The 19,578-nt window shown below is 70.3% G+C and carries 14 protein-coding genes and 1 pseudogene; 11 read left to right on the top strand and 4 right to left on the bottom strand.

Annotated elements, in window-relative coordinates; translation table 11 throughout:
* Positions 1-51 precede the first annotated feature (51 nt).
* Together WMF44_RS12310 and WMF44_RS12315 are read right to left on the bottom strand one after the other, a co-directional pair.
* The gene (locus WMF44_RS12310) at positions 52-1,860 is read right to left on the bottom strand and encodes a protein kinase domain-containing protein (RefSeq protein WP_437299320.1); all 1,809 of its coding nucleotides are present in this window, start codon (positions 1,858-1,860) and stop codon (positions 52-54) included.
* 439 nt (positions 1,861-2,299) lie between these two features.
* Entirely contained in the window at positions 2,300-3,421 is a 1,122-nt protein-coding gene (locus WMF44_RS12315; protein ID WP_437299321.1) for an amidohydrolase family protein, read from the bottom strand.
* 198 nt (positions 3,422-3,619) lie between these two features.
* Between WMF44_RS12315 and WMF44_RS12320 the strand changes: the two genes are divergently transcribed.
* On the top strand, positions 3,620-4,255 hold the full coding sequence (locus WMF44_RS12320; RefSeq protein WP_437299322.1) for a hypothetical protein: 636 nt from the start codon (positions 3,620-3,622) through the stop codon (positions 4,253-4,255).
* Positions 4,256-5,141: 886 nt separating this feature from the next.
* On the opposite strand, the gene WMF44_RS12325 is transcribed toward WMF44_RS12320, so the two are convergent.
* A complete protein-coding gene (locus tag WMF44_RS12325; protein WP_437299323.1) occupies positions 5,142-5,570 on the bottom strand; it encodes a GxxExxY protein in 429 nt (142 codons plus the stop codon).
* A 180-nt stretch (positions 5,571-5,750) separates the two neighbouring features.
* Complete coding sequence (locus WMF44_RS12330; protein ID WP_437299324.1) at positions 5,751-6,056, bottom strand: hypothetical protein; 306 nt, start codon at positions 6,054-6,056, stop codon at positions 5,751-5,753.
* Between the two features lie 163 nt (positions 6,057-6,219).
* Between WMF44_RS12330 and WMF44_RS12335 the strand changes: the two genes are divergently transcribed.
* From WMF44_RS12335 to WMF44_RS12380, 10 genes and pseudogenes are all read left to right on the top strand, one after another.
* Positions 6,220-6,459, top strand: coding sequence for a hypothetical protein (locus WMF44_RS12335; RefSeq protein ID WP_437299325.1), 240 nt, complete (start codon positions 6,220-6,222; stop codon positions 6,457-6,459).
* Entirely contained in the window at positions 6,456-8,531 is a 2,076-nt protein-coding gene (locus WMF44_RS12340; RefSeq protein WP_437299326.1) for a hypothetical protein, read from the top strand. The genes WMF44_RS12335 and WMF44_RS12340 overlap by 4 nt, the downstream gene beginning before the upstream one ends.
* Positions 8,528-9,589, top strand: coding sequence for a hypothetical protein (locus WMF44_RS12345; RefSeq protein WP_437299327.1), 1,062 nt, complete (start codon positions 8,528-8,530; stop codon positions 9,587-9,589). Before WMF44_RS12340 ends, WMF44_RS12345 begins: the two co-directional genes overlap by 4 nt.
* Positions 9,590-10,060: 471 nt before the next feature.
* Positions 10,061-11,911 (top strand): GMC family oxidoreductase, encoded by a 1,851-nt coding sequence (locus WMF44_RS12350; RefSeq protein WP_437301556.1) that lies wholly within the window; start codon positions 10,061-10,063, stop codon positions 11,909-11,911.
* A 14-nt stretch (positions 11,912-11,925) separates the two neighbouring features.
* Positions 11,926-13,035: pseudogene (locus WMF44_RS12355) on the top strand (ferritin-like domain-containing protein); the annotation flags it as partial.
* Between the two features lie 649 nt (positions 13,036-13,684).
* Complete coding sequence (locus WMF44_RS12360; RefSeq protein WP_437299328.1) at positions 13,685-15,691, top strand: amylo-alpha-1,6-glucosidase; 2,007 nt, start codon at positions 13,685-13,687, stop codon at positions 15,689-15,691.
* A 110-nt stretch (positions 15,692-15,801) separates the two neighbouring features.
* Positions 15,802-16,722 carry a myo-inosose-2 dehydratase gene (gene iolE, locus WMF44_RS12365; RefSeq protein ID WP_437299329.1) on the top strand — a complete coding sequence of 307 codons (921 nt, stop codon included), beginning with the start codon at positions 15,802-15,804 and terminating at the stop codon, positions 16,720-16,722.
* Between the two features lie 61 nt (positions 16,723-16,783).
* Complete coding sequence (locus WMF44_RS12370) at positions 16,784-16,921, top strand: hypothetical protein (protein WP_437299330.1); 138 nt, start codon at positions 16,784-16,786, stop codon at positions 16,919-16,921.
* 527 nt (positions 16,922-17,448) lie between these two features.
* Positions 17,449-17,892, top strand: coding sequence for a hypothetical protein (locus WMF44_RS12375; protein WP_437299331.1), 444 nt, complete (start codon positions 17,449-17,451; stop codon positions 17,890-17,892).
* Between the two features lie 9 nt (positions 17,893-17,901).
* The gene (locus WMF44_RS12380; RefSeq protein WP_437299332.1) at positions 17,902-19,572 is read left to right on the top strand and encodes a DUF2169 family type VI secretion system accessory protein; all 1,671 of its coding nucleotides are present in this window, start codon (positions 17,902-17,904) and stop codon (positions 19,570-19,572) included.
* Positions 19,573-19,578 lie beyond the last annotated feature (6 nt).

Raw genomic sequence — 19,578 nt, forward strand, 5'->3', positions numbered from 1 at the left:
GCGAGCCTCCACCGGCGAGCGCGCGTGGTCGAGGGCGCTCGACGCATGCAGCTAGCGGCGCTCGCGCAGGCGCGTCGCCTTCGTCGGCGCCGGCTCGCTGCTGGCCGGGTACGGCGACGACGGCGCGAGCACCGCGCGCGGGCGGCCCGCTTTCGCCGAGCCGAGCGGCGCGAGCGCGGCGCCGGCCGTGGCGAACCCGCTCGCCGCGGCGGCCGCCGCGGCCGTGGGCGGCGAGGCGACCTCCGGCGGCGGCGGCGGGAGGGACGAAGGCCCGGGATCCTCGATCGAGGGCGCGGGAGGCTCGTCCTGCGCCGGCGCGACCTGCGAGGCCGCCTCGCCGGCGGGCGGCGCGCCCGGGGCCGGCGCCGCGCCGCGCCCGAGCCACGCGGTCGCCGCCATGCCCCCGAGGAGCGCGATGAGCGCCGCCGCCGCGAGGGGCGCGACCATGCTTCGCCGGCGCCGCTCCTGTCGATCCCCCGCGGCGACGCGCTCGCCCCGTCTGGACGGCGCCGCCGTCGGCGCCAGCGATTCATCCGGGGGCAACGTGTGCACGGAGGGAGGTCCGGCAGCCGACGTCCGCGCGGGCGGCACCGACGGCGAGGCCGCGGCGGTGGGCGTGAGAGATACGACCGACACCCGCGCGGGCGGCACCGACGGCGAGGCCGTGGCGGTGAGCGTGAGAGGAGCGACGGACACCCGCGCGGGCGGCATCGATGGCGATGCCGCCGTCGCGACGGAGGGTGGAGCGGAGACCCGCGTGGGTGGCATCGAGGAGGCGCGCTCCTTCGCCTGCTCGCTCATGCTGTGCCGGGACCCACGCGTGGGGCCGATCGGCCCGGTCAGGGTCTCGGCTTCCTCGTCGATGGCCCGCGGGCGGTCCGGCGCCGGCGGCGCGTCGACGGCCTCGTTCCCCATCGCCCTGCGCAGGATGCGCGCCACCGTCTGGCGCGCGGACTCCGACCCGAGCGGCTCGAGCAGCGTGGCCAGCTCGGCGATCGTCTGGGGACGGCGCGCCGGATCCTTCTCGAGGCACATCAGGATGACCCACTCGAGCGGGAGCGGGATCTCGGGCCGGTGGCTGCGCGGGGGCACGGGCGCGTCGGTCACGATGCTGACGAACAGCGCCGAGACGGACTCGGTCTCGAACGGCAGCCGCCCTGTCAGGAGCTGATAGAGCGTCATGCCGAGCGCCCAGATGTCGCTGCGGGCGTCGACCGTCCGGGTGCTGCGGATGTGCTCCGGCGACATGTAGCGGGGGGAGCCGAGCACCACGGCGGATGCGGTCAGCTGGGCGTTCAGGCCGAGCACGCCCTCCTCGGACGCCTTCGAGATGCCGAAGTCGAGCACCTTGATCAGGGTCGAGCCGTCCTTGCGGCTCGCGAGGAAGAGGTTGCCCGGCTTGAGGTCGCGGTGGACGATCCCGAGCGAGTGCGCCTCGGCGAGCGCCTCGCAGGCCTCGATCACGTAGCTGACCGCCTGCTCCACGGGCAGCGGGCCCCGCGATTCGAGCAGCGCCTCCAGATCGATGCCATTCAGGTACTCCATCACGAAATAGGGCAGATCGTCGTCGGTCTGCCCCACATCGATGACGCGGGCGATGTGCTCGCTGGCGATCGCCGCCGCGGCCTGCGCCTCCCGGAAGAAGCGCTCCGTGGCGCCGGGCGTCGTGCGCCCCTCGGGCAGCAGGAACTTCAGCGCGACGCGGTGGCGCAGCGAGAGGTGGTGCGCCGCGACGACGATCCCCATGCCGCCGCGGCCGAGCACCCGCTCGACGCGGTACTTGCCGCCGACGACATCCCCGACGCGCGGAATCCTGCGCCATGAAGCCGGTTCCGCCGCGTCCGAGCCTGCGTGGGCCATCGGCCGCCAGTATACACCAGCACCCCTGGGACCCGGCACAATCTCGGCCGTCCGCCGGCGCTGTGTGTGATACGCCCGCTCCCAGCCCCACCCGCTCTGTCGGGCGGCGCTCCAGGCGGGGTGTGGCGCCGCGCGCTCGCAGCAGCGGTGGCGCGGCGAGCGGTGGTGCGGCGAGCGGTGGCGCGGCGAACGGTGGTGCGGCGAGCGGTGGTGCGGCGAGCGGTGGTGCGGCGAGCGGTGGCGCGGCGAGCGGTGGCGGACGGGGCAGGGGGCGCGCGAGCCGGCGGGCCGGCCGACAACCGCCGAGCGGGCACCGGCATTGCGCACCGCGTGGTGGTTCGTCTTCCGTGGATGACGCGCATCGCTATGCTGGCCACCGGTCTCTCACCGAGGTCACATCGTGGATGAATTCACCGTGATAGGCGCCGGGCGCCGAGCGTCACGGGGGCGCCGCCAGCCGATCGGGAGCTGCGGGCCAGAGCAGGCGGCGCGCGTTGCCGCGGTAGATCTTCTGCAGCACGGGCGCGGGCAGGTGGATTCCGTAGATCCTCCAGAACCCCTGGCGGCCGTTCGCTGCCTCGGTGTCGAAGTAGTCGTCGTCGGTCTCGAGGAAGCGCGCATAGACCTCGTAGCCTGCGGTCCTGGCGCTCTTGAGGTCGGTGCCGAAGAGCACGCGATCCTGGTAGCGCACGAAGAAGCGGTGCGCCGCGCGCGGCTGCCGGCCCAGCTCGCTGATGCTGGCCGACATGTCGACCTGCAGATTGGGGAAGCGATCGAGCCAGCCCGCGAGCTGCTTCAGGTCTTCGGACGAGCTTCCCATGTGCGCGCCCACGAAGGTGACGTCGGGGTGGCGTTCGATCACGCGGTTGCGCTCCTCGAAGAGCCGCGCGCGGGTCGGAAAGCGCGTTTGGTCCGCGAACGACCAGCCCGGGAACTCGTGCAGCTCGTGCCAGCGCTCGTTCTTCGCGTCCAGCGGGGCGAAGAACGCCGCCGGGTCGGCCACGTGCCAGAGCACGGGCCGGCGGTAGCGCGCGCACGTGCGCCAGACCGGCTCGAGCTCCGGGCTGTCGAGCGCGACGCGCCGGCCCTCGGGCGTGCGCACCGTGAGCCCGAGCTCCTTGAAGATCTTGAGCCCCTTGGCCCCGGCGTCGAAGTCGGTCGCGAGCTGCGCCGCCACGCGCTCGCCCCAGCCCGGCGCGCCCACGAGCGCGAGGTCGAGGTTGGCATAGGTCAGGAAGCGCCCTGGATAGGCGCGATCGAAGCGCTCGAGCTCGCGCAGAAGGCGCTTGCCCGAGGAGCCATCGAGGTTGACCAGGGTCTCGACGTGGAGCGCGTCCATGCGCGCGACCTCGGCCGCCACGTCGACGACCCGGTGCAGGTGCGTGTGAACGTCGATTGCGGGCACGGCCAGGTGGGTGATCGCGGTGCGCTCGAGCGCCAGGAGCGGTATGGGCTGCCAGTCCGCGAGCGGCAGCGCCGCGATGCCGGCGGGTCGCGACGGCGCCGCGAATGGCGCTGCCGGGCCGCGAGCGCACGCGGCTGGCAGGAGGAGAACGAGCATGAGCGCTGCGACGTGCGCGCGGGACACGAGGCGACCTCTGGACGCGAGCATGACGGAGCATAGCGCGCAGGAGGCCGCTCTCGCCGAGGAGCGCCTCGGGGCAGATCACCGAATTGGCATGATATGCTGCGGGGCGCAGGCGGAACGGAAGGAGGCAACGTGCTTCGACTCCACTTGGCTCTTGGTTGCGCGGTCTTCATGGTCGCAGCGTGCGGCAACGATGTGCACGAGGTGGCCGCGACGGGTGGCGCTGCCGGCAATGGCTCTGGCGCCACCGGCGGCGGCGGAGCCGGCGGATCCGTCGCGAACGGCGGCCTGGGCGGCGCCGTCGGCTCGGTGGGCACGGCCGGCGGCGAGGGCGGCCACGGCGGCGCCGGCGCTGCCGGCGGCGACCCGGGCGGCGCCGGGGGCAGCGTCGCGGGCGGGGGCGTGGACAACGCGGCCGACCCGTGTGGGGGAGCGTTACCGATCACGTGTGGCGATCGTTTGAATCACAGCACGACGAGCCAGGGGCGCGCGAACGTGTGGACGGGATACGCCCTGACCGCTCGTGCCGAGTCGGGGCGTGAGACGGTCTATGCCTTCTCCTCGACGACCGAGTGCATGGTGGTCGCAACGCTCGAGGACCTCGCGACGGACCTGGATCTTCTGCTGCTTTCCGCCTGCGATCCCTTCCAGTCGAACGAGATGGCTTCCTCGACCCCGCTGGATCTGCAGACCGTCGAGACCGTGAGCTGGACGAGCGCGCCAGGCCAGACATCCTACCTGGTGGTGGACGGCTACGCCGGGGCCGAAGGCAGCTACACCCTCTCGGTCGACTGCGCGTGTCGATGATTGGACTGCTCCCATCGCGCCGGTCCTGCCGGTCGCGCAGCGCCGCCGGCCGTCCTGCGCAGTCCATTGGCCCTCCTGTACAAACCTCGGCGGCCTCCTGCGCAGCGCCGTCGGCCGTCCTTCACAGCCCATTGGCCTTCCTGCACACGACCCGGCGCCCTCCTGTGCGGCCCCGTCGACCCTCCTGCGCAGCGCCGTCGGCCGTCCTGCACAGCCCATTGGCCTTCCTGCACGAGCCCCAGCGCCTTCCTGTGCGGCCCCGTCGACCGTCCTGCGCAGCGCTGCCGGCCGCCCTGCGCAGCCTGGGCGCCTTCCTGTGCACCCACGTTGGTGTCCTGCGCAACATTCGCTCCTGTCCTGCGCAGCCTCCGCCACCCTCCTGCGCACCCCTGTTGGTGTCCTTCGTTACAGTCGTCCGGCCCCTGTGCAGCCCCGGTGAGTCTCCTGCGTAGCCCCGGCCTCGTCTCGCGCGCCTTTTGTGCATGTTGCGCAGCTCTTTCTCCCTCGTGCGCCCCCTCCGCCAGCTCCGTGGCCTGCTGCCCGCGGCGCAGGGCACGCCGCTCCCCCGTGCCGCGGCACACCGCCGCTACCAACCCTCGGCTCCGGCGCCTCCCTCGCGACGTGACCGACTCGTGCTCTCCTCTGACCAACGCCTTGTTCGCCGATCGACAAGATGAAGGACCATGCGCCCTCCCCCGCGGCCGGTCCGCAGGCCGTGGCGCCACGCACCTCCAAGCACACCTCTCCGGTTCCGCGACTGTCCGCGCATTGAGGACGGACAACCTGGCGCTCGGGGCGCGATCCACGCCGAGCAGTGTCCTAGCACTACTGCGGGAGGTTCGTCGCGGAAAGAGAGGAACCGCCAAGATCGCCAAGATTGCCAAATTTACGGGGAATGCACCACGCGCTTGACACCGGTACGGAGGAAGGACACTTTGAAGGTGATCAAGAGGCCAAGCCGTAGTCTTGCCGCCTTGAGATATGACAGAAGCTGCGCAACGTGGATCGGGGCAATGCACTCGCTGGCCTTGAGCTCGACGACGAGCTGACCATCCACCACGAGATCCAAACGAGCCTGACCCACCAGATTCCCCTTGTAATCCACGCCGATGGGCACTTGCCGGGCGAACGGAATGCGGCGCAAGGATAGCTCGACGCAGAGCGCTTCCTCGTAGATAGCTTCGAGGAAGCCAGGGCCGAGGGTTCGGTGCACTTCGAGCGCGGCGCCGATCACGCGGTGGGCGAGGCGATCCAACTCTGCGCCGGGCTCGCTCCTCACTTCTTCCTTGGCGTCCTTGGTGTCTTGGCGGTTCATCTCGTGTCTGTCGACACAACCCCGCCCTCAGTTGCGCACTCCGCCGTAAAAGAATGCAGTTGACCCTTTGGAGAGTGTGGGATCCCTCGACGGTGACACAGAGGGCATCGAGGGAGCCATGCGATGAGGGCGTACGCTATGGCGAGGCGGAGAGTAGTGAAGGAGTCGGCGAAGTGGCGCTCAGGCCGCGATACGGAGCGCGTAGCCTTGCGCTTCCCCTCGGACCGAGGGGGGGAAATGCCGCACGCGTTCAGCAACAATGAACGCATAGCAGCACAGGACTACGGACACGTGATGGTGCCATCCAGGGAACGACCGTCCTTCATAGTGGTCGAGCCCCAGCTCCCCTTTGAGCTCCTCGTAGGCGAGTTCCGTGCGCCATCGTTCCTTCAGGGTTCTGACGATCTGCTTCTTGCTCATCCGGCGAGGCAGCGTGGTCAGGGCAAACTTCGTCGGCTTCGTTTCGTCGTGCGGCCACTCGATCACGAGCCACAGGACCTCTCCGTCCTTGGGCTCGGACCCATCGTCATGGGCCGGCTTCACTCTGCGAAAGCAGAAGCGGCTGGCGAGCTTTCCGCGTGTTCCGGTGCGCCACGTTACTCGCCGGAAGGCCTGCAGCCCGAGCTCGATGCCGAGCTGCTGAACGCCGATGGCGGCGCCGTCCTGGCGCGAGGCCGGGTGCGCGGAGCTTCGAGGGCGGTTCGACGCCGCGGAGGCCGAGCTCAGGACGGGGGTGCCGCAGAAGATCGCGGCGGGGCTCGCGGCGCTGCGGGAGAAGGGGATGGCCGCGGCGGAGCTCGACGCGGCTCAGGCGAGGCTCGACGCGGGGGACGTGAAGGGCGCCGCGATCGCGTATGACGCCGCCGTGCGCGGCGCGGAGGGGACATGAAAGGCTCCAAGGACGTTGCGCGGCCTGGCTGGAGCGCCGCGGTGTTCCAGAGGCTCGTCGCGCTGGTCACGGCGCTGGCGGTGCTGGCGCCTTCGTTCGCGTGCGCCGGCACGCCGTACAGGCTGGACTGGGTTAGCACGGAATCCAGCGCGTCGTGCGAGGCCCCTTTCCTCGCTCACAACGGAGGGACGTACTTCCATGTGAACGACACGCCGCTCCCCACCTACGAGGTTCCGGACACGCTGGTGACCCACGATGACGGCTCGCAGAGCCACCAGGCGGAGGCGGAGTTCGACTCGGTGCTGCTCCGGTTCGGAGCGAACGACTTCCACTTCGGTGTGCGGAACGCTGGCGGTGACGACTGGTGCACCGACGCGCACGAGCTTGTGAGCCTCGTCTCGGAGCCGCTCGGGCTGAACAAGCCGCTCTTCCATGTGCGGCGCAGCGGGACGGCGTTCTCCGGCGCCACGACCCTCGACCTGAGCCTCGCGGAGGTCAACCCGGCGCTGGCGCGCGACATCGAGATCCTGCTGGCCGAGATCGCCAAGGAGCGCGCGGCGCTCGTGGCGAACGCACGGGCGGTGGGCCTGCTGGCGGAGAAGCTGGACCTGCTCCAGCAGCTCGACACCGAGCTGAAGGACCTGGTCAGCCGGCCGCTGGACGAGATCTCGCGGACCGACCTCGCGGCGATCCTGGACCGGTACAAGGACGCGGTCGCGCCGGAGACGCGCGCGGCGATGGAGCAGCTCGTCGACGACCTGAAGCAGAGCGTCAGCGATCTGGAGGACGAGCTCGCGCGGCTGATGGACGAGTTCGGCGCGCAGGCCGACGAGTTCGACGACGGGAGGGATCCCTATGCCGCGTACGCGGACGCGGTGCTCGCGGCGCTGGAGGCGGACGTCAGCGGCCGGGTGGTGGTCCTCCGGGCGGACTTCGTGGCGAACGTGCGGGCGTGGCGGGCCAACAGCGCGGCGCTGGAGATCGCGCTTCGCGACCGGATGGGCGTGTCGCTCGCGGAGACCAACGCGTTCCTGAAGGCGCAGAGCCGGATCACGGGGTTCGTGCGGCAGTTCATGGATGCGTCGGACTGGTTCATCGAGACGCCGATCCCGCCGGATCTGCGGGTGCAGGTGGACACGGTGCTGAAGCCGCGGTTCGACGCGCTCGCGGACCAGATGAAGGACGACCTCAACCTGTGGACGGGAGAGGGGTTCGATCTGGAGCAGACGCAGCTCTACCAGACGATCAGCGCGTTCGCGGGCGCGATGTCGACGGTCGCCGAGGGGTTCGGGGCATACGCGGAGGTGATGCAGACGCTCGTCCACGCGACGACGCGCCTCGGCGTGGGCTTCGTGCCGGTGGTGGGGCCGGCGCTCGACCTGTGCGAGGCCGTGACGGGCAAGGCGTGGTGCTTGCCGTCGGGGCAGGAGCTCAGCGACGAGGAGCGGATCTTCTCGGGGGTGGGGTTCGGAGTCGCGGCGATCGGGCCGATGTGGCGGGTGATCAAGACCGCCAGCGGGCTGCGGCCGGCCGCGATCCGGGTGGCGGGGGAGATCGCCGAGATCGAGGAGTTTTTCGCCCAGATCGTGAAGACGAACCGCGTCAGGGGGTACAAGACGCTCCCCGGGGCGATCACCAAGTTCGAGGTGGACATTTTCGAGAAGAAGGCGGCGAAGTTCCTGGTGGACGACGGTCGATCGCTCGTCGGGGTCGGCGATGACGGCGTGCGCGAGGTGGTCGGCATTCCAAAGCACTCAAGCCCTGGTGGCAGCGAGGGGGCGGCGCCCGACTTCGTGTCGATATCCAGCGGGCACCAACTGATCGTGAGCGAGGCGAAGGGCGGAAAGATCCCGGTCAGCAAGGTGCGCAAGCAACTCACGAACGCGATGAAGGCGCTGAAGGAGAAGGGGCTGGATGGGGACGTGGCCCGGTACGAGCTCATCATGGAGCAGGGGGCGAAATTCGATGATGAAAACGTTATCGTTCGGGACGGCTACCTGTTCAACTTAAGCACGCGCAAGAGAGTGACCCTGATAGACTCCGACAAAATCATCATGGTGATCCGGCTATGAGCGAATCAGAACCTTGGTTCTATGCGTGGTGTGACGACGCAGAACGGCTCGACGCGTTCGCCGCGGCGCTGTCGGCGCTCGTCAGCCCGGGGGCTCTCATCAGCCTGATGATGAGCTCCGAGGAGGGGTGCGAGACGCGCTCCGTGGACGAAGTGCTCGCGATGATCCGCGTCCACTTCGGAGGAACGAACAACGCTCACCTCCTCTCCGGCATGAGGCTGAACGATTCCGAACGCGACATGGTATTCGAGCTCAAGTGCTACACCGACGAATGCGAGCGTCGCCACCCTTGGGGCCCGCTCCGCTTGACTGCGGGCGAACGCACGTGGGATTTTTTCCCCTACGAGATCCTCGTGGGCAGCTACGCCCCGCGCTCCGTGGAGGCTGAGGCCGTGGTCGCCTACCACCTGGTTCAGGGTGACATCGAGGAGCTGCTGCTTCGCCTCTGCGCGCCGGACGCGAGCGGGCGTGTGCCGACCGGCGCCTGCACGATCAACCAGGAATGGCTCGCCCCGATCGAGATGTGCGCGACCTACAACGCGAACGCCACGGAACTCGCGCGCGACCTCGCCCTGTCCTGGGTGAGCATCCACGACAAGGAGAGCGTCTCGCGAATCGCGGGCATGTCGCTGGAGGCGCTGCACGCGAGGGTCGACGCCGCGCCGCACCGCGCGCGCGTGCCCATGAAAGGCCGCAGCGAACTCACGCGTTCGATCTCGCGCGAGACCGTGCTGAAGGCGCTCGCGACGCCGCCGGAGACGCTGCTCGAAGCGCTCGAGGCTGCGGCGGTGCCTGACGACGCATGGCGTGCTGCCGAGCCCCAGGCGCAGGAGATCATGGATCTGCTCCGCCAGATCGACGCGGCCGCCGATGGCGAGGGCCCGCCTGCCTGGCGAGCAGACATCACGACGCGCGGCCATGTCCGCTTCCTCGAAGAGCACGCGCCTTTCCACGTGCGCCGCCTGCCGAGCGGCGGCGTCATGCTGGCGACCCACCCCTACCGCACGCTCTGGCCGCTCTGGTCCGACGCCCTTTTCGCGCTCGGCCTGATGCCCTGACGATCCCGCTCAGTCGCCGCGGCGTGCCCGCCTCGCTCGAGCGCATCGATCAGGTTGTCGAGATCGCCGGCCGGCGCTTCGAGGAGCGATTCGCCTGCCCCCGCGAGCCGAACAGCGAGACGACGTTCTCGTGGGACGGCAAGGACGCCTCCGGGCGCCCCCTCGAAGGCGCGCAGCCGATCACGGTGCGGGTCCGCCACGTCTACCTTCGTCCGCGTCCGCCTCATCCTCGCAGAAACCCTGGCGGTGCTCCCGGGGCAGGCAGGGGCTCCTCCGGGGCGCCGGGCAATGCGGAGCGATCTTTTGAACGCCGCGGCGTGCCTGCCTCGTGCGTCGACCCGCGCTCATTCCAGCGGCAGGAGCGCCGATCCCGGCGTCACGTGACCGATACAATGAAGTGGTTGACAGCGACCGAACTCTTCTGATTTAGGACATCGGGGGGCATCATCCACATAGGGAGGGCGGGACGTGCTGTTGAAAACTGACACGGCGCTGCGGACGGACGCCTGCGCGGTGGCCGCCGATGACGGCTATGATGCCGTGATCGTGGGCTCCGGGATCGCCGGCGCGATCGTGGCCAACGAGCTAAGCCGAGCGGGCAAGCGGGTGCTGCTGCTGGAGGCGGGGGCGGGGACGAACCGGTCGATCTCCGGTTATGAGTCCTACCTTGCCAACTTCTTCGCGGCGTCGTCGAAGGACAACCAGTCGCCGTTCCCCGAGAACCCGAACGCGCGGATGCCGCGCAGCCCGGAGCTCCGCAAGCTCCAGCCGGGCGAGACCGACCCGGCTCCCTACGTCGTGCAGTCGGGCCCCTACGTCACCGATACCAACTACACGCGCGTGTTCGGCGGAACGACCATGCACTGGGAGGCGAAGACCCCCCGCATGCTGCCGGACGACTTCAAGGTCCGCACGCTGTTCGGACAGGGCGTCGACTGGCCGCTGAGCTACGAGGACATCGAGCCCGACTACCAGGTGGCCGAGCGCGAGATGGGCGTCTCCGCCGACGTCGGGGAGCAGACGTACCTGGGGCTCCGCTTCCCCGAAGGCTACGTGTACCCGATGAAGGGCCTGCCGCTGTCCTACCTCGATCAGAGGGTCGGCAAGGGCATCGACGGCACCGAGGTCAAGCTGCACGACCAGGCGTATTCCATCCGGATCCGCGCGTACCCGCAGGCCCGCAACGGCGTCCCCAACCCCGCATACGACGGCGGCAAGGGCTACGTGCCGGTGGGCGCCGTGAGCACCCACCAGGTGGAGGAGGGGGAGCGCTGCCAGGGCAACACCAACTGCGTGCCGCTCTGCCCGGTGCAGGCGCGGTATCACGCCGGCAAGACGCTGGCGAAGGCGCTCGAGACTGGGCGGGTCGACCTGATGGTCCAGGCGGTCGCCTCGAAGGTGGTGATCGATCCCGAGAGCGGGCGCGTCACCGCGCTGGAGGTCAAGGTCTACAAGGACCCGCAGTCGTCAGAGCACGAGACGGTGACCGTCAAGGGCAAGATCTTCGTGCTCGCCGCCGGCGCCATCGAGACCCCGCGGCTCCTGCTGGCCTCCGGCGTCCGGAGCAGCAGCGGGCTGATGGGCCGCAACCTGATGGACCACTCCTACCTGCTGAGCTGGGGGCTGATGCCCGAGGTCTGCGGGACCACGCGCGGCACGAGCTGCACCGGCGGCATCATCGATCTGCGAACGGGGCCATTCCGGCGGAGCCAGGCGGCCTTCAGCGTGGACATCCACAACGACGGCTGGGGGTGGGCGACGGGCTCGCCCTTCACGGATCTGGCCGAGCTCGTGGACCAGCACAACCACTTCGGGGACGAGCTGCGCCGCGGGCTCGTCGACCGCATCTCGCGCCAGCTCCTGTTCGCGTTCATGCTCGAGGTGCTGCCGAGCGAGAGCAACCGTGTCACCGTCGATCCGCGCTACACCGACCGCCTCGGCAACATGCGCCCGGTGGTCTCCTTCACGGTGCCGGAGTACACGATGCGCGGCGCCGCGTACGCGCGGCAGTTCGCCAGGACCATGTTCGCGCGCCTGGGCGTCGTGGATTTCTCCCGGTACGACCCCGGCGACTACGGCTATGTCGCCTACGAGGGCGAGGGGTACGCCATCCGGGGGGGCAACCACCTGGCCGGCACACACCTCATGGGATCGGACAGGCGCACGTCGGTCGTCGACACGGACCAGCGCTCCTGGGATCATGAAAACCTCTATCTGGTCGGCGCTGGCAGCATGCCTTCGGTCGGCACCGCCAACGTGACCCTCACCCTCGCCGCGCTCTGCTACCGGAGCACGCGCGCGATGCTCAAGCAGCTCCACTGACGCGAGGTGCGCCCATGATCAACTCGAGACGATCCGAACCTCCCGCGCCGCGCAACAAGATCGAGACGCTCGCCGAGCTGCACCATTACCTGCAGCACGCGCTCCAGCTGGAGCACGCCACGATCCCGCCGTACCTCGCGGCGCTCTACTCGATCAAGCCGGGGACCAACCCGGATGCCGTCCACATCCTGCGCGTGGTGGCGGTCGAGGAGATGCTCCACCTGACCCTCGCGGCGAACCTGCTGAACGCCGTCAAGGGCACGCCCGACCTGACGGTCAAGGGCTTCGTGCCCAGCTACCCCGCCTACCTGCCGGACGGCGAGACCGACTTCCAGGTCCACATCGCCCCCTTCGGCATCGAGGCCATCGAGACCTTCAAGAAGATCGAGCGGCCGAAGAAGGCAGGCGGGCGGCTCGTCCGTCGCGCCGCCCCGGCCGGCGCCACGGTGCTGGGCGCGCACCCCGGAGACGCCGAGATGCAGTACTACAGCATCGGTGAGTTCTACGCGGCCATCGAGGACGGCCTCGTGCGCCTGGAGGCGGAGGCGCAGGCCCGGGGCGAGACGATCTTCGTCGGCGATCGCGGGCGGCAGATCACCCCGGAGTACTACTATTCCGGCGGCGGCGAGCTGCTGCCCGTTATCGATCTGGCCAGCGCGCGCCGGGCCATCACCCTGATCATGGAGCAGGGCGAGGGCACCGAGTCCAGCATCTACGACCGGGAAAAGGAGCTGTCGCACTATTACCGCTTCGAGCAGCTCACCCACGGTCGCTACTACCAGCCGGGCGACCAGCCGGGCCAGCCGACCGGGCCGGCGTTCACCGTCGACTGGAAGGGCGCGTATCCCATCAAGACCGACGTCAAGCTGGCCGAGCTGCCGGCCGGCTCCGAGCTGTACGACATGGCGGCGGCCTTCAACCGCGCTTACGCGAAGTTCCTCGAGACCCTGACGCGGGCCTACAACGGCGAGCCGGCGCTGCTGATGAGCGCCGTGCCGCAGATGTTCGAGTTCCGCAACCTGATCACCCAGCTGATCCGCAACCCGCTGCCGAACAGCGAGTTCACCGCCGCGCCGACCTTCGAACTCTACCCGGACGCGGACGCCCCTGCCGCGGTCGCCGGCGCGAGCGCGGCGTCGAGCCGCCTCGATCGATTCCTCGCCTTCTCCGCGGAGGTGACCGCCTTTGCCGTGTTCGATCTGCACGGGACCGGGCAGGCCGAGGCGTATCTGAAGTCCGCTGATGAGGTCGTCGGCGCCGCCGTGGTGGACGAGCTGCTCGCGATCCACGGCGGGGCGGGGCAGGGGAGCGACAGGCAGGCGCGTGACGCCTTCCTGCGCCGGGAGATCTTCGGCCACGAGAAGCTCGGGCCGATCGCCCGCAACATCCTCAAGATGTGGTATTCCGGCGTCTGGTACGAGCTGCCCACGGCCTGGACCGAGGCCTACGGCCCCGCGCCCAAGGACGTGACGTTCGTCGTCTCGCCGTCCTCGTACGTGGAGGGGCTGCTGTGGACGGCGATCGGCGGTCACCCCGCCGGAGCCAAGCCGCAGGGGTTCGGGTCGTGGGCCGATCCGCCGCGCATCCCGTCCTCCGAGGACACGCCGGCGCGCCGGTCGCTGCCCGTCGTCGGCGAGCGATAGCGCGGCACGGGGGGCAACGTGGTGTCGCGAGGGATCGGCCGATGGCGGGGCCGATCGAGGGCCCGCCGGCGAATTCGAGGGTTGCGTCGAGCCGGTTCGGTGGGCGATAGAAGTCCCGGAGGAGGAGCGCATGGTCGGGATGGGGAGGGAGATCTGCGGCGACCTGAGGATCGCCGAAGACCGCGAGTGGCTCGTCACCAACGGCATCGGCGGCTATGGCTCCGGGACGGTGGCCGGCTCGCTCACGCGCGGCTACCACGGGCTGCTCGTCGCCGCCCTGCGGCCGCCCGTCGATCGGCGGCTGATGCTGGTCAAGCTCGACGAGGCCGTCACCTACCGGGGCGCGGCCTGGGACCTCGCGACCAACCGCTGGGCGAGCGGCGCCGTCGCGCCGAGCGGCTTCGTCAACATCGAGCACTTCTCGCTCGAGGGCTCGATCCCTTGCTGGCGCTACGCCTGCGCCGACGCGCTGCTCGAAAAGCGCATCTGGATGGAGCACGGCCAGAACACCACCTACGTCGCTTACACAGCGCTCGAGGCGCGAGAGCCGTTGCGCCTCACCGCGCGCGCGATCGCCAACAACCGCGTCTTCCACAACACAGGCACCGTCGCGTGGCCGGCCGAGGTCAGCGCCGCTTCGGGCGGCGTCCGCGTCGTCACGGCCGGCGACGCGCTGCCGCTGTTCCTCAAGCTGGAAGGCGGCGCGGCCGCCCCCGCGACGGAGCTCTACCGCGGCTTCGCGCTCCCGGCCGAGACGGCGCGCGGGCTCCTCGACCGCGACGACCACCTCCACGTCGCGACCTTCGAGGCGACCCTCCTGCCCGGCGAGACGGTTGTGTTCCTCGCCGCGGCCGGAGACGGCTTTACCGCTGTCGATCGGGAGGCCCTCCCGCGCCGCCGCGCGCGCGATCGGGCCCTCCTCTCGGCGTGGAGCGGGGCGCGGCCGCCGGGCGCGGCCGCCGCCCCCGGCTGGGTCTCGCAGCTCGTCCTCGCCGCCGACCAGTTCGTCGTGGACCGCGCGCAGACGCCCGGCGGCATCCCCGGCAAGAGCATCATCGCCGGTTATCCCTGGTTCGAGGACTGGGGCCGCGACACGATGATCAGCCTCCCCGGGCTCGCGCTCTCGACGGGACAGGCGAGCATCGCCGCGCCGATCCTCCGCACGTTCGCCGCCTTCGTGGATCAGGGGATGTTGCCCAACCGGTTCCCCGACGGCGCCGCGCACCCCGAATACAACACGATGGACGCCACGCTCTGGTACTTCCAGGCCATCCGCGCCTGTCACGAGGCGACAGGCGACGACGGGCTCCTGCGCGATCTGTTCCCGGTGCTGCGGGACATCGTCGACTGGCATATCCGGGGCACGCGGTACGGGATCCACGTTGACCCGGGCGATGGCCTGCTCCGCGGCGGGCAGGACGGCGTCCAGCTCACCTGGATGGATGCCAAGGTCGGCGATCGCGTGATCACGCCGCGCATCGGCAAGCCGGTCGAGATCAACGCCCTCTGGTACAACGCGCTGCGGGTGATGGTCGCCTTCGCCGCCCGCCTCGGCGAGCCCGCCGAGCCATATCAAGGGATGGCGGCGAGGGCCCTCGCGTCCTTCGAGCGCTTCTGGAACGCCGCCGCGGGCTATTGCTACGACGTCCTCGACGGGCCCGCGGGCGCCGAGGCGGCGCTCCGGCCGAACCAGATCTTCGCCGTGTCGCTCCCCGAGAGCCTGCTCTCCCCCGAGCGACAGCGCGCCGTTGTCGACGCGTGCGCGCGGGCGCTCCTGACCTCGTATGGGCTGCGCTCGCTCGCCCCGTCGGATCCGGCGTATCAGGGGTTCTACGGCGGCGATCAGGAGCGCCGCGACGCCGCTTACCACCAGGGCATGGTCTGGGGCTGGCTCATCGGCCCGTTCATCGAGGCGCACCTCCGCGTTTACCGCGATACCGACGCAGCCCGCCGGCTGCTCGCGCCGATGGGCGACCACATCAACGCCGCCGGCCTCGGCTCGATCAGCGAGATCTTCGATGGTGACGCCCCCTTCGCGCCGCGCGGCTGCATCGCCCAGGCGTGGAGCGTCGCCGAGGCGCTCCGCGCCTTCACGCTCCTCGACCAGGCGGCGCCGCCCGTCCGGGAGCCCGCTTGACCTGACGACGCGACGACGAGATCTCGAGGTGATCCAGGGGAGGAGGGCGATCGGCGAGGCGAACGACGGAATCCAACGGCATCCAGCGGAACCAGGAGGAGGGGCGACGTATGCACACGACGAAGGCGAAGCTCAAGCGCGAGAGGATCCGTTTCGGCATCACGCCGACGGGGTGGTGGAACGATGACTTCCTCGACATCGACATCGGCATCCCGTTCGGCCAGTGCGTCAGCGAGATGGCGCTCGCCGGCTTCGAGGGGTGCAGCGTCGGGCACAAGTACCCGACGGACACGGCGGTGCTCAAGCGCGAGCTCGATCTGCGCGGCCTGTGCGTCTCCGAGCCCTGGACCAGCACGTACTTCACCATCGAGGCGATGCACGCAAAGACGATCGCCGACTTCGAGGAGTCGCTCCGCTTCATCAAGGCCATGGGCGGCACCGATCTCGTCGTGGCCGAGCTGGGCGGCTCGTCGCACCAGCAGCCGATCGCCTTGGTCCCGAACCGCCCCGTCTTCACCGACGGCCAGTGGGACGCGCTGGCCAACGGCCTCAACGAGCTGGGCCGCATCGCCCACGGCGCGGGGATGCGCCTCTGTTACCACCATCACATGGGGACCGGCGTGATGACCCGCGCCGACGTGGATCGTCTGATGGCGATGACCAGGCCCGGCCTCGTGAACCTGCTCGTCGATACCGGCCATATCACCTTCGCGGGCGACGACCCGCTGGCGCTCGTGCAGGCCCACGGCCCGCGCGTCAAGCACGTCCACCTCAAGAACATTCGCCGTCCCGTGATGGAGGAGGCGCTGCGGCAGAACCTGTCCTTCAAGGAGTCGATCCTGAAGGGCGTCTTCACGGTACCGGGTGATGCCGAGGGGAGCGTCGACTTCCCGCCGATCCTCGAGGCGCTCGCCGAGGCCGATTTCGAGGGGTGGCTCGTGGTGGAGGCGGAGCAGGATCCGGCCAGGGGGTCCCCGCTGGGATACGCCAAGATGGCGCGCGCCTACCTGCGCGAGGTGATCGGGCTGTGACGCCCGGAGATCGAGCGACCTCTGGCCCCACACCCCGAGCGCCGGTGAGCAAGGAAGAGACATGATCGCCGCCGCGCCCACGAGGGACATCTACCTCGGCTTCTTCATGTTCACCACCGATCTGCGGCCCACCGACGCCGCGTACCGGGAGGTGATCATCGAGCATATCCGTCACGCAGGATCTCATCGACGATCTTAACAGCGCGCTGCGCAAGGCGCTCAAGGATCAGGAGCCGATCCAGATCACCCGGCTCATCACCACGAGCGCGTCCGGCGCTTCGGTGGCCTGACCTTCCCGCACGTCACGGTGGGGACGCTGATCAAGGCATCTTAGTACACCAGCGCTCCGGCTCCCGGTCGTTCATGGCCGTCGTGGAGTTCTTCCAGCACCTGCGCGGCCCCGGCAGCCCTCCTGCGCGGTCCCGGCGACCCTCCTGCGCAGGCTCCGCGACCTTTCTGCGCACCCATTTGAGTGTCCTATGGTATGATTGCGTGGCTCCTGCGCGGCCTCGGGAGCCCTCGGCGAGAACACGCTGGTGACCGCGCAGGAGCTCGTCAAGATCGACGGCGAGCAGCTCCACCTGGGTCGAGCAGGCACCATGTTCGCGAACACGCAGATGGGCGGGATGAGAGACGACAGGAGTCGGCGACCACGAGGACGTGGTCGTGTACCCTCCCTCACAGCGCTCCCTCAACGGCCCAGGGGTAGCACGGTGGAGATGGACGATGAGGAAGACGCAAGGCGCTCGAGATCGCGACCCCGCCCCTGAGCCCGGCGAGGAGGCGCCCGGCGCCGACGATCCGGCGGATCTTCTCGTGGCGATGGTCGACCTGACGCCGCCCGGTCCGACGCTCACCCTGTCCACGGGCCACACCGCGGCCGTCGCGCCGAACGAGCCCGATCGGCTGACCATCCGCAGCCCGGCGGGTGAGGTCGAGCTCTCCATTCGCTTCACGCCCGAGGGCCCGGTCCTTCGCTTCGCCTCGGCGGCCATCGACCTCCAGAGCCGGGGCGACATCCGCATGGACTGCGAACGCCTGGAGGTGCGCGCGAGAGGCGGGATCGATCTGACGAGCTCCGGCGATCTGCGGCAGACCGCCGGCAAGGTCGAGATCGACGCCACGGACGACGTGGATATCCAGGGCCGGCGCATCCTGCTCAACTCCTGAGCCCCCGCCGTGCACGTCTCCTCCGCCTGCCAGCTCCCCGTCGCGTCGAAGCTGTGGCGCCCCCGGCCCGGAGCGTTCGCGCTCACGATCGTCTGCAAGGCGACCTTCGCGCTGCGGCCCGGCACCTCGCCGCTCGCGGCGGTCCAGGTCAACCCGTTCGAGGCCGATGTGGCCTGGGAGGACGGGCGGGGCAGCTTGCGTGCGGCGAGCGATCTCGCGCCGTTCAAGCGGCGCGTGGACGTGGTCGTGGTCGGCCACGCGCACGCGCCGCGGGGCGAGCCGGTCACCTCGCTCGTGGCGCGGGTCGCGGTGGGCGAAACGCGCAAGGCCGTCGAGGTGCACGGCGATCGCTGGTGGATGCCGGATGGATCGTTCACCAAGGCCGCGCCGTTCACGCGGATGCCGCTCCGCTGGGAACGCGCCGCGGGAGGGCCAGGGACGTGGAACCCCGCCGGGCTGCCCGAGAGCGTGTCGCCGGACGCCGCGGGGCCGCGCCCCGCGCCGAACCTCGCGCCGGTGGGAGCGGCGCTGCGGAGCGCGATCGGGCCGATCCCGCCGGCGGGGCTCGGCCCGATCGCGCCGGCCTGGCCAGAGCGCTCGGCGCACCTCGGGCGGCACGCGGCCGTGTTTCGACACGATCGCTGGGCCGAGCAGCCTTTGCCCGCGGACATCGACGCCGCTTACTTCAATGTTGCGCCGGCCGATCAGCAAGCGAATCAGGTCCGGGCCGGCGAGCGCATCGAGCTCGAGCACTTGCACCCCGCGCACCCGCACCTCACGACCGCGCTCGAGGAGGTGACGCCGCTCGCGACGGTCCGGCGGGCGGGGGGCGCTCCGCAGGAGCTCCAGCTGCGCTGCGACATCGTGGTCATCGACACGGACGCGGCGATCTGCACGCTGACCTGGAGGGCGATCGTGCACCTCGCGCACCCGTCGGAGGAAGGGGCGGTGATCGTGACGGCCGGCCCGCAGGCGAGCGACGCCATCCCCGTGACGGCGCGGCCGCGCTCCCTGAAGCGACCCGCGCTGCCGTTCATGCCGGCCGAGGCCGGCGCGCCGGCAGGCGAGGCGGTGGACGCTCCAGCGTCGCTGCCCGCGCCGTCGAGCGTCGAGGCGATCGAGCGGCAAACGTCGCGCGTGCAGGTCTTCATGGAGCACGCGCCCGTCACCGTCCCCGTCGTCCAGCTGGTGGCGCTCCGAGGAGCGCTCCCGTTCGTCGAGAGCCCGAGGACGCCCGATCGGGAGCCGGCGGTGAGCCCCGAGGACGTCCCGGTGGAGCGCTACGCCGCGATCTCGGCCGAGATCGCTGAAGGCCGCGCGCCGCGGCTGGAGGTGCTGCGCGCGCACGCGCTCGATGAAGGCGCGTGGGCCAGCGTGGAGCGGCGCTGGCGCGCCGCGCTCGAGGAGGAAGGCGCGCGGCGGGGAGGCCGGCTGCGGGCCGCCTACGACAGCGCCTACGTCGCCGCGGTGGAGGGCTTCCGCGGCCCGATCTCGCTGCCGGAGTACGCCCGGATCGCGGTGGGGCAGGAGCGGCGGCGCGCCGGCGACGCGCTCGACGCGCTGAAGATCCAGCGGCAGGCGCTGTCGTGCATCCTGCGGGTCTGGACGAAGAAGGTGGCCGCGGATCCAGAGCTCGCGGCGGAGGCGGCCAAGCTGCTCACCCGCCTGCGGCAGGGGTGATATTGA

This window comes from Sorangium sp. So ce426 (genome assembly GCF_051475585.1).
Classification (GTDB): Bacteria; Myxococcota_A; Polyangia; order Polyangiales; family Polyangiaceae; genus Sorangium; species Sorangium cellulosum_B.